Source organism: Paenibacillus sp. GYB003, from assembly GCF_036577625.1.
Lineage (GTDB): Bacteria > Bacillota > Bacilli > Paenibacillales > NBRC-103111 > Paenibacillus_AB.
Genome location: NZ_JARBDC010000056.1, coordinates 1 through 10,998, shown reverse-complemented (window position 1 = coordinate 10,998; position 10,998 = coordinate 1). Strand labels below are relative to the sequence as shown.

The window sequence follows — 10,998 nt, the reverse complement described above, 5'->3', positions numbered from 1 at the left end:
CTTCATCATAACGATTAAACTTTTGCCCCTTCTTGGGTGGCATAAAAAAATCCCCTCCGGTCAACAGTGCTGAATCCATGATATCATGAACTCTTTTTTCACTGTCTACCGTAAGGGGATAATATCACTACCAGGCTGGAGTCCGTTCTTTTTTCAATGTTCTTTTTCTCGATCTCGACATTGCGATGCTGTTCGATATTCATCGGAACCGCTCCTTTCGGATGGTATCGTTTAACGGCCGGCTTACTACGTCGTTACCCGCCGGGCTTCCGCTTTAAACGCATCCGCACGGGCGAAAACTTTTTTTTCGCCAACCTGTTTCAAATGACAACGCCGAGGTTACATATGTATTACGGTTAAAACCGAGTCTCAACCGACGAATCGACGATTACGGCAAAGGAGATGGTTTGGCCTTATGCATGCCTCCCATAAATTTCGAATGCGCACCGAAACGAAGGAAGGGCGCTGCACGGTATACATAAGCGGCGAGCTCGACTTGGAAGCGGCTTCGCAAATGCGCGCCGTCATGGAACCGCTTGTGGAGCTTTGCGACCGGATCCTTACGTTGAATTTGCAGGAGCTGCGCTATATCGACAGCACGGGAATCGGCATCCTCATTTCGGTGCTGAAAGCCCGCCATGCCCGCAACGGGGCGTTTACGGTCGAGGCGATCCCTTCGCACATCAAGAAACTGTTCGACATGACCGGCATCACCCCGTTTTTGAACTCCAGCGTCCCGCCGGCGGCTCCAGCCCATTGAGAAAGGATAGAGAAAACAGCGATGAAACCTCTTGAACCTTGCGTTACACTCCGCGTTCCGGCTACGGCCGACTATGTCGATCTCGTCCGGCTGACGCTGTACGGAATCGCCTCGAAGCTGGGCTTCCTCTACGAAGACATCGAAGATATGAAAGTCGCCGTATCCGAAGCTTGCAACAACGCGGTCCTTCATGCGTACGACGAGGCGGGCCATATGGAAATCCGGTTCCGGATCGCTCCGGACGCGCTTACGATCGTCGTCAAGGACGAAGGAAGAAGCTTCGACGTTTCTTCGGAACTGCAAACCGTCCCGCCGACGCGCGGCAAAACGATCGAGCAGCTCGAAGCCGGCGGTCTCGGCCTATACTTGATGCAGGCGCTCATGGACGAAGTCGACGTGCTGAGCGGAATCGGCACGGAGGTCGTCTTGACGAAGCGTCTCGCCAGGAGTGAGGAGATGGCATGAGCGCAAACCCGGCATGGCCTTCCCCCGACGAGTCCGTCGCCGATATTGTGGAATATCAGCGCAACAAGACGGACGAATTGGCGACAGCGCTCATCCGGCAATACGAACCGATGGTCAAGCTGGCGGCGGGCAAAATGTCCCGCAACCGTCCCGACCTTTATGAAGATTTGCTCCAGGTGGGCCAGATGGCCCTCCTCCGTTTATTCGACCAGTTCGATGCCGGATTGGGCAGCCCTTTCGAGCCATACGCCATGAAAAGCATCATCGGTCATATGAAAAATTATTTGCGGGACAAGTCCTGGTACATCCAGGTGCCTCGCCGGATCAAAGAAAAAGGAGCGCAGCTCCGGCAGGCGGTCGACGAGCTGACCGTCCGGCTCGAGCGCTCTCCGAACATCGAAGAAATCGCGCAGCACCTCGGGCTTTCGTACGAGGAGACGATGGAGGTGTTCGCCGGACGCGAGCTGTACCATTACGTATCGCTGGACACGCCCGTGTCCGAGGACGATTCCGCCTTTACGCTCGGCGATCTGATCGGCGCCGAAACGAACGAATACGATTCGGTCGAAAACCGGATGGATTTGGCCGACGCGGTCGGCAAGCTGAAGCTCGAGGAGCGGCAGGTGCTCGTCCTCGCCTTCGAGCACGGCTTGCCCCAGCGCGCCATTGCCGACAGGCTGGGCGTATCGCAAATGAGCGTGTCGCGAATATTGAAACGGGCGACCGACAAGCTGAAAACGCTGCTGGAGGAAGGCGATCCTTGATGCAGCGCGCCGCACGGCATCCGCGTTAACGCTTCGGAGCAAGCTTCGAGCGTTAGCGCTTTTTCTTCTCGGGGGGCTTGGCCGCGGGCCGCGGAAACGAACCGGACAGGCCGGCGCCTCCGTCTTTGCGGTCCGCCGCCAATCAATCCCGCGCGGCTTCGCGGCATTCGCAAACATTTTTTGGCGAAACCGGTTTCAACTGCCTATGCCGCGTGTAATGATAAGTACGGTAACCCGTAATAATCCGATAGGCGGTGAACGAACATGGAAGTCAAGCATCAAATTCGTTGTTTCGAAAGCGACGTATTGGTTTGCGAGGATGGCCGTTCATTCACGATTTCGATTCAAGCGAGGACGAACCCGCTCGGCTTCGGGCGCGCGCTCGGCACGTTCGGCAAGCTGGAGCGGGCGCTCGATGCGGCCGAGCAGTTTTGCTTAGCTTACCGAATCGCCAGGGAGCACGGTTACTATTTGAAGGAAGACGAGTTTGTCCGGTACGGCCGGCGTCCGATCGCCGTAAACTGGGTGCTTGAACGCCGTTTCTCCGAGCAGGAATGGAACGATTTGATCGCGAGAAGGGCGAAAGCGGATGCGGGGTAAGCCGTCATCGCCGGCAGGCCGATTCATGGATATGCTTCTTGCGGCGAACCGCTGCCGCCATGTGAAAAGACAGGCCGCCGAGGCCTGTTTTTTCGTTACCGATATAGAATGGCCGCCAAAACACGGATGTACCAGCATCGAAAAGCTTCGATCAGAAGCTTTTGTTATCCCCAACTTTATGCACATCTTATCCACAGAATGCACAGCGCACGGAATACGGGGCTTCTCCCTGGACTTCCAGGGCAAAAGAAAGACGCCGGCATCGCGGCGTCAGCTTTGAATCGGATCGGGCACCATGCCTTCCTGCTCCAGCTCGGAGTTCGTTTTCATCGCCTTCATTTCTTTGCCCAGCCGAACCAAATCGTGCTCGTCCTGCGCCATCACCCCGTTTACCGCGCCCGCTTGCACCGAATCGCGAGTGATGCTATCGACGGTTCGTCTTTGTTCGCCCTGCCCCCGACGGTCGTCCGGCATATCGCCGCTTACCCCGATCAGCTCGCACAGCTTCGAAAACGCCTGTTCCCGAATCGAGTCGGGAACGCCTGCGCCGGCCCATTCGCCGAAAAAATCGGCCTCGTGCACGAGCAGCGTGATCGTCTCGGTCTCGTCGGAGACGAACGGAATCCGGTATACGATTTTACCTTTCCGTTCGGGAGAAACAAACGTCAGCTGCACGACTTTGCGTCCTTCCAGCTCGCCCGGCATGAAGCCGAGCTTTACGACGGCCCGCTCGAACTCCTCGCTGCCTCTCTTCACACTCATCCTCGTCTGATTCATTCCGTTCGCCTCCTTAACCGTTGATCGCGTTTCCGGCGCCGCGCTATCCGAGCGACGCTTTGACCCTTTCCTTGGCTTCCTCCGCGGCTTCCTTCGACCGGGCTTCCGCCGATTGGAGCGCCTCCCGCGCTTTGTCGGACAGCTCCCCGGCTTTGTCCCCGATCGCGTCCGCCGCCTTCCCGACGCCCGCCGCCGCTTCGTCAGCCGCATGGGCCGACTTGTCGCGAACCTTGCTGCGGATCTCATCCGTTTTATCGCGTATGTCATTGGCCAGCTCGGCCGTTCTCTCGCGGACGTTTTGCGTCACTTCCGCCGCCTTGTCGTATACGTCGCGCGATTTGCGTCTCAGCCGCTCGCGCATCCGTTTCCCCGACTCGGGGGCCAGCAGAAGAGCGGCCGTCGCGCCGGCCACCGTACCGATGATTGCGCCTTTCCATGTGCCTGATAGCTTCATATTTCGTTTCCTCCTCGTTCGCGTAATTGGAATCGTCCTTCGTGTCGTCGCGGCTATGGCGGCGTTAGGCCGATTTTCGCAGCGCCTGCGACAGCAACCCCAGCAAAAAAACGAACAAGGCGCTGCCGACGATCGCCGGAATAACGGCGAAGCCCCCGATAACGGGGCCCCAGCTGCCAAGCAGCAGCGATCCGAGCCAGCCGCCGGCAAAGCCCGCGAGCATGGAGCCGAACAGCCCGCCGGGCATTTTGTTTTTGACGAGTGCGTCCCCGATCGTTCCGATTAATACAGCCATCAGAATGCTGATCCATATTCCCATTCCGGGTCGCCTCCTTCCAAAATCCTTAGCGGCCGCCTTACGTTGTATTACCCTTCGGCTCCGTCTCTGAAACAGTCAATCGAAAACGACAAAAAAGACACCCCTCCGTCGGGTGTCTCGGCCTTCGTTATAAACGTTATTTCATCAGCATTTTGCCCATTCGGTTCGCGGCCTCGATCACGAGCGAGGCGTGCTCCCGCATGCTTTCCAGCGTCAGCCGGTTCGACGGCCCCGAAGCCGCCAACGCCGCGACGAGCTTGTGCGACCGGTTGAAGATAGGGGCGGATACGGCCGCGGCGCCCGGTTCCCGCTCCTCGACGCTGGTCGCATAGCCGAGCCGGCGTATTTCGGCGAGCTGCTTGACGAACGAGCTCTTTTCGGCCTCGCCGGACCATTCCAGCGCTTCCAGCACTTCCTCCTGCACGTCGCGGTCGGCGAACGCGATCAGCACTTTGCTGGACGCGCCGACATTCAGCGGCAGCCTGGCGCCGATCGGGGCGACGCGGCGGATCGCCTGGTTGCTCTGCACCGCCTGAATCCGGATGCGCTCTCCCCCATCCCTGACGTACAGGCTGATCGTCTCGCCGATCGCATCGCGCAGCCGTTCCATTTCCGGCTGGAGCAGGATCGCCGGATCGTCGTTTTGCGACAAATGGGCGGCAAGTTCCCAGATCCGGAAGCCGAGCCTGTATTTTTCCGTTTCCGCGTTGCGGGTTATGAAGTCTTTCCCTTCGAGCGATGCCAGCAGCCGGTGAACCGTGCTTTTGTGAAGCTTCGTTTTGGCCGCGATTTCGGTGAGGCTGAGCTCCGTTTCATCGGTAAAAACGGATAAAATATCAAGCGCCCGCTCAACGGCGCGCACGGTCAGCTTACTATCGTCCATTGTCGATTCGCTCCAACTGTTTCATTATATGAAACTCGGTTTTACTTTAGTATACATATTCTTCGCGCGATCGTAAAGAGTTCATGAAGTAGTCCGGAACGCTCGGGATAAACTTTTGAAGCAGCCGGAGATACGAGCCGCCGCAAGTGCGAGAAAACCTCCCGTCCTTTTGCACGTTTCCCGGCTGCCTCACCCTTTATCCGGTTAAATACGAGCAGCCGGCCGGAAGCCCTCCCTTTCCAGACGTTTCCTGCCGCGCGGCTATTGACCGAACGGCTTGTAACGCCATAAGATGAATATATAGACATTCCTTATAATGCCCGTTCATTGTCCCTAAATAACTGTACTACCTTCATATACAGAAAGTGCAGCCGCCCGTACAGCCGCTATCCCTTGACGCCGCCATCTTTTGCACGCACAGAATGGAGGGATTCCCATGGAAACTACGACCGTCGCATCCGTACCGTATGCTGCGCCCTCAAATGGAAGCGCTCCCATAACCATTTCCCGCAAAAAGCTGTGGATCTTCATTCCGCTCGCGAGCCTGCTCCTTCTCGCCGCATGCGCGCTTCTCGCCTTTCACGGCTATATCGCCTGGATGCTCGCGCGTCCGGCCATCGCCCCGCTTAGCTCGAACCCGCTGCTGGCGGCAGGCCTCCCCTACGAGGACGTTCGTTTCGCAAGCAGCGACGGAGCCAGCGCCTTGGAAGGCTGGTTTATCCCGGCGGAAGGCTCGGACAAAGCCGTCATTTTCTCCCACGGCTACGGGGGCAACCGCGAAGAGCTGTGGGTACCGTTCTACAGCTTGGCGAAGGAGCTGAACAAGCGGAGCTACAACGTGCTGCTGTTCGATTACGGCTACGTTCAGCCGAATCTTTCCGTTACGGGCGGCGTGCGCGAATCGCGCGAGCTGCAGGGAGCGATCGATTTCGCGAAACGAAAAGGGATGAAGCATACGTACGTATGGGGCTTCTCCATGGGCGCGGGCACCGCGCTGCAGACGGCGCTGCACGGCAAAGAGATCGAAGCGATGATTCTCGACAGTACGTTTCTGCTCGAGCCCGACACGATGTTCCATAATATCAAGCAGCGGGTCGATTTGCCGAAATTCCCTTCCTTGCCGCTCATCCGCCTGTTTTTTCCGGTATTGAACGGCACCAGCATGAACCAAATTCCGTATCAAACGGTAAAGGAAACGGACTACCCGATGCCGATCTTTTTCATCCACGGCCAAAAAGACGCCAAGGCGCCGTACGACGTCGCGCAGCTCATCCACGCTAGTCAATCGTCCCCGAAGTCGAGCCTGTGGCTGCTGCCGGAGGGCCGGCACGAGCTTCTGTACAAAGCGAACAAAAAAGAATACGTGAAGCGGACGATGGCGTTTTTGAGCGGCGTCGAGGCGGAAACGTTTTGACAAGACTTCGGTCGCTCCGATTCAGTCCTCCGGCCATTCGAACGCGAGTCCGGACAGCATCGGCGCTAACCGTCCTGCTTGAGAACCGTTTCATAGCAGGAGCATTCGTACCGGATAACGTCGGACGGCCGCAAAGCCGCCAATATCGCGCCGTACCAATCGATATGGAACCGTTCGAACTGCTCGAACGTAAGCGTCCATCGCGTCGTGACGATATATTCCTCGTACTGCTCCGGACTGCGGGCCGATAACACTTCGATCGAAGTCCATCGGTCCGCGCCGACACGCCGCTTGAACGCTTCGATTCCGGCCAGCAGGCTGCTTCCGCAGCCATAGTTCAAGCGGAGCCGTTGGACGACCGCGATCACGCTTCCCCACTCTCCTTCTCCACCAGTTGGATTCCCCGGAATAACGTAGCGACGACCATCGTATCGCCGATCCAGTCGGCATCCGCAACGGGAAATCCGAGCCGCACCGGCAGCAGCGTAACGCGGTCCCGCCATAATCCGAGACGGAACAGTCCTTTGTCCGAGCAGACATACAGATCGCGCCCTTTTTGGATTAACCCCATAATGACCAATCCGTCAAAACCGCAAGCTGCGAACCCTCCTCGCTTCGTTCCGACGACCAACTGTCCGTTTTCCCCCGAGCCGACCAAACATCCGCGGTATACGCCTAAACTCGTCACACCGACTCGCAAGCCGAATTCGGCCCATTCTCCGGTCAGCCGGTCGTACAAAGCGATTCCGCGATCGAATCCGGCGATAATAAATCCGGGCAAATAAAGCAAATCGTATACGACCGATTCGGCGTAGGCCCAGCTGGACCAGCCGTCGTCCAAGTTGCGCCATAGGCCGTACTGCGTCGCGGCCAGCATCGTGCCGCCTTCTCCCACGCGCAGCTGATAGGCGGGAACGGCAATGTCCGTCGACTCCCAGCAACCTTCCCGCAATCGATATATTCCATCGCTCGTACATGCCGTTAATGAGCCGCCGATGACCGCCAACCGATTGACCGTCGCACCGGCGGGCCACTGCTCCACAAGCTCCCTCCAATCGCCTTGGCTATCGATAGCGTAGACGCCGCGCCCGAGCGAGGAAGCGTATACGGTTCCGTCAGCACCCGCGGCTACGGACGATATATGCGGAAACTTCTTGTTCCAGATGCGGGGTTCGGCGGGCTTGGACACCGGTCATCTCTCCTTCCGACTTCAACACAAGTTCATTATATTGATAATGATTCTCATTGTCAATGAATCGAAAAGAAAGGAAGCAGGATCACACCCTGCTCCCTATTGCTTGCCTTACTTTTTAAATGCCAACGATCGGAGAATGACGGTTACCGCTTCGGCGCGAGTTGCGTGTCCGGTCGGTCGAATCGTATCGTCCTCGTAACCGTTCATAAGACCCTTCGAGGTTGCGGTAGCGATGACCGATTTGGCCCATTCGGAAATGTCCGCGCTATCTTGGTACACTTTACCTTCGGCGACCAATTCGACTTTGGCGGCTTTGACGATAATCGCGGCCATTTGCTCGCGGGTAATCAGATCGTCCGGACCGAAAACCGTATCGCTGTACCCTTCGATGATGCCCAGCGCGGCGGCGGTAGCGATCGAATTTTTGGCCCAATGATCCGCCGTGTCCGAGAAGCTTTTGCCCGTCTGATTGGCGAACTTGAACGCTTTGACAACGACGGTTACGAATTCGGCACGCGTAATGTTGTTGTCCGGCTTGAACGTTTGGTCGGGGTAACCGTTTATGGCGCCCGATTGAATCAGCTCGCGAATGCTCTTTTCCGCCCAATGGCCTTTAATGTCGGTAAGCTCGAGCGGCTTGGACGGCTCAGGCTTCGTTTCCGTTTTGGCGGAAGCCATGACGGCGAACTTCGTGAAATGGGTGACGGACCCCGATGCTTGCGCGTTCGATTTATCGACCTGCACATTGTCGAGCGGCGTCCATTTGTTCGTTTTTTCATTCAGCCAGTAGACGCCGACGTTCGATTTATCCAGATCGACGCTCGATTTGTTATACGGCAGCGTAATGACAACTGGCTTGCTGAAATCGCCGTCTTTGTTTTTCTTGATTTCGTAAACGTCGCTGATCAGTTTCAGCGAGTCGTCTTTCGGCAAGCTGCTCGTATTCGATACTTTATCGACGGTCACTTGGAAATCGCCGGTAAAGGCTCCCGCCGGAACGGCGATTTTGGCTCCGTTCAATGTAACCGTTCCGCCGTTTGCGGCGTTTATCGTGCTCGAATTGGTAGAAGCGCAGCAGCCGCCGATATAGCCGCCGGACGGGGTATCCGTGCCGGTATTGACGGTATAGCTGGCAAACTTGGTGAAGTGCTTCGTCCAAATCGCCAAGTCGCTGCCGGCGTTAATTTTCGCATCTCCGCCTTCAGCGATTTCACTGTCGGCAGCCGCTTGGGTATCCGCGGTGACCGTACTCGTAATCGGCTTAAAGACGCCCTGTTTCACATAACCGGCCGCTTTACCCGCTTGTCCCGGAAGGAGCAAACGTACGGCCTTATCGAACGTAAGCGTAACATCCGGCGATCCGACTTCGATAACGGCGTTAACCGTTCCGCCACTCACCGATACGCTGCTGTTGCTCAGCACTTCGGGCAGCTTAATCGTTCCGTCCCAATTGGACGGAGCCGTTATTTTCGTACCTTCAGGGATCGAAACCGTCACATTCCCCAACGAAGTCGATGCTTTGACCTCCACTAACGGGAGCGTAGCCTGTTTCGTGGTTCCGGTAACCTCAGTTTCTACTTGAATTTTCGCGTTCGTTACGCCGGACGGAACGGTAATGCTCACCGGCTCGGTAGTCACTTGTATAGGCTTATTTGGCTCCGCCGTTTGGGCAGCCGCACGTTTGATCGTCACACTGTACGTTTTTTTGGTGACGCCGTCCGGAGCCGTCACTTCGATCGAAACCGAATTGGAGCCTTCGTTCAATGCGACGGTCTTGCTCGCAACCGCTTCGCCATTGATTGTTACGGTCGCTTGAGCGTCTTCGGCAGCTGCGGTAACCGTAACGCTGCTGACGCTATTGCCGACACTAACTGTATACGCCAGGTTATCGGCCGTAAAACCGAGCGAAGCCTCGGTTACCTGCAGCGATTTCAAGTTGGCGTTCTTGCTCGCGGGCACCGTCGAGGTCACGGCGAATTCATCGGTCGCAACATCCGTCCCTTTTCCCGCTACCACTTGATAGGTGCCGAGATCGGCATCCCCGGGGAGAGTGAAGGTTTGGGAATACGTCCCGTTTTGGGGCTTAACCACGTCGTAGTACAACACCGTCTGGTTAGGCCGGATAACCTTAATGATGACTTCGTCAAATTGGGACGTTCCGGATACCGTAACCTCGTTTCCGGGTTTTTGATCCGTTATGTCCGTTAACGAAACGTTAGTCGATGCGGCGAATACACTGAGCGGCATTAAAGCAAGCAAAAGCGCCACAACGGTTGCGATACTGAGTAATCGTATCCTCACTTGATATCCTCACTTTCATGGTGTACATCGAACCTGGCCGAAGCCAGGCTCGATTACCGTATTGTGCTGCCAATCCTTACTTCAATGTGACGGCATCCGCCAAGCTATTGCCGACATCGGTAATGCTGTTGCCGTAAGCATCCACGACGAACACTTTCACGGAGTAGTCGGTGCCTGTTACATTAAAGTGCGCCGTAAAGCTTTCGGAAGCTTGGATGTCTTTCTCCAAAGCAACGATGCTGATCGGTTGGTTGCCTTTCAGCAATTGGAAGATCACGACTTCCTTGCCCTCATGGGCAGGCGCTTCCGCGTTCGGCGCCACCGTAACGGTTGCTTTGATGCCGCCCTCCTGTGTAAGGGATTCTGTTGTGATTTTGAATGGTTTCGGTACGGCGATCAATGTGATCGTTGCGGTGGAAGCCGCAGATACGTTTCCAGTTGCGTCTACGGCATACGCTTTGTACGCCCCGACAGCAAGGCCCGTCGTTCCGAAAGGCGTGTCGTGGTTCGCCGTAGTAACGGAAGCCTTCACCGCCGTGCCGGCAGTGACGAGTGCTTCAAGCGAAGCTTTGTCCGTAATCGCTGCCGACTCCGGTACGAGATATGCCGTTCCGGTTTCGCTGCTTCTTACGGTTACGGTTGCTCCAACGATAATGGTCGTGTCGTTGTTTACGATTGTGACGATTGGGGCGGTTGTGTCTGGTGCTTCTGTGACGGTTACCGTCGTTGCCGTGCTTTCATTGTTGGACGCATCCGTCGCCGTTACCGTCAGTACCGTCCCTGCCGGTTGTGCCGCGATGGCAATGGTGAAGGTTCCTCCCGTTGCCGTTCCGCTTCCTACCACGGTGCTGCCTGCTTTAACCGTCACAGTCGATCCGGCTTCGGCTGTGCCTGTTACGGTGGTATCGTCGCTATCGACCGGATTGACGACCGGAGCTTCCGGTGCCGTCGTATCCGGTGCTGCTGTCGTCGTTACCGCGATTTCCGCTACGCTCGAAACGTTGCCCGCCGCGTCTTTCACGATGACATACGCTTTGTACGCGGTCGATGCGCTCAATCCGGTTAC

General features: G+C 56.6%; 13 protein-coding genes. 5 read left to right on the top strand and 8 right to left on the bottom strand.

All coding sequences use genetic code 11. The annotated features are described in order from the left end of the window. Positions 1–415: 415 nt before the first annotated feature. From PV407_RS18760 to PV407_RS18745, 4 genes are all read left to right on the top strand, one after another. Positions 416–760, top strand: a complete 345-nt coding sequence (locus PV407_RS18760) for an STAS domain-containing protein (RefSeq protein ID WP_332091492.1) — start codon at positions 416–418, stop codon at positions 758–760. A 21-nt stretch (positions 761–781) separates the two neighbouring features. After that, a complete protein-coding gene (gene rsbW, locus PV407_RS18755; protein ID WP_332091491.1) occupies positions 782–1,225 on the top strand; it encodes an anti-sigma B factor RsbW in 444 nt (147 codons plus the stop codon). Next, the gene (locus tag PV407_RS18750) at positions 1,222–1,989 is read left to right on the top strand and encodes a sigma-70 family RNA polymerase sigma factor (protein WP_332091490.1); all 768 of its coding nucleotides are present in this window, start codon (positions 1,222–1,224) and stop codon (positions 1,987–1,989) included. The genes rsbW and PV407_RS18750 overlap by 4 nt, the downstream gene beginning before the upstream one ends. Positions 1,990–2,253: 264 nt before the next feature. Further along, entirely contained in the window at positions 2,254–2,589 is a 336-nt protein-coding gene (locus PV407_RS18745) for a hypothetical protein (protein WP_332091489.1), read from the top strand. Between the two features lie 270 nt (positions 2,590–2,859). Here PV407_RS18745 and PV407_RS18740 read toward each other — a convergent pair whose 3' ends face one another. From PV407_RS18740 to PV407_RS18725, 4 genes are all read right to left on the bottom strand, one after another. Beyond that, a complete protein-coding gene (locus tag PV407_RS18740; RefSeq protein WP_332091488.1) occupies positions 2,860–3,366 on the bottom strand; it encodes a hypothetical protein in 507 nt (168 codons plus the stop codon). Between the two features lie 43 nt (positions 3,367–3,409). Further along, positions 3,410–3,820 carry a YtxH domain-containing protein gene (locus PV407_RS18735; RefSeq protein WP_332091487.1) on the bottom strand — a complete coding sequence of 137 codons (411 nt, stop codon included), beginning with the start codon at positions 3,818–3,820 and terminating at the stop codon, positions 3,410–3,412. A 64-nt stretch (positions 3,821–3,884) separates the two neighbouring features. After that, positions 3,885–4,139 (bottom strand): GlsB/YeaQ/YmgE family stress response membrane protein, encoded by a 255-nt coding sequence (locus PV407_RS18730; protein WP_332091486.1) that lies wholly within the window; start codon positions 4,137–4,139, stop codon positions 3,885–3,887. Between the two features lie 136 nt (positions 4,140–4,275). Further along, on the bottom strand, positions 4,276–5,022 hold the full coding sequence (locus PV407_RS18725; protein ID WP_332091485.1) for an IclR family transcriptional regulator: 747 nt from the start codon (positions 5,020–5,022) through the stop codon (positions 4,276–4,278). A 436-nt stretch (positions 5,023–5,458) separates the two neighbouring features. On the opposite strand from PV407_RS18725, the gene PV407_RS18720 reads away from it, so the two are divergent. Continuing rightward, on the top strand, positions 5,459–6,436 hold the full coding sequence (locus tag PV407_RS18720) for an alpha/beta hydrolase (protein WP_332091483.1): 978 nt from the start codon (positions 5,459–5,461) through the stop codon (positions 6,434–6,436). 65 nt (positions 6,437–6,501) lie between these two features. Here the strand turns inward: PV407_RS18720 and PV407_RS18715 are convergent, their stop codons facing one another. From PV407_RS18715 to PV407_RS18700, 4 genes are all read right to left on the bottom strand, one after another. Next, entirely contained in the window at positions 6,502–6,804 is a 303-nt protein-coding gene (locus PV407_RS18715; protein ID WP_332091482.1) for a hypothetical protein, read from the bottom strand. Then, positions 6,801–7,625 (bottom strand): hypothetical protein, encoded by an 825-nt coding sequence (locus PV407_RS18710; protein WP_332091481.1) that lies wholly within the window; start codon positions 7,623–7,625, stop codon positions 6,801–6,803. Before PV407_RS18710 ends, PV407_RS18715 begins: the two co-directional genes overlap by 4 nt. 114 nt (positions 7,626–7,739) lie before the next feature. After that, a complete protein-coding gene (locus tag PV407_RS18705; RefSeq protein WP_332091480.1) occupies positions 7,740–9,722 on the bottom strand; it encodes an S-layer homology domain-containing protein in 1,983 nt (660 codons plus the stop codon). Positions 9,723–10,008: 286 nt separating this feature from the next. Beyond that, a partial coding sequence (locus PV407_RS18700; protein ID WP_332091479.1) for an Ig-like domain-containing protein occupies positions 10,009–10,998 on the bottom strand: 990 nt, incomplete at its 5' end.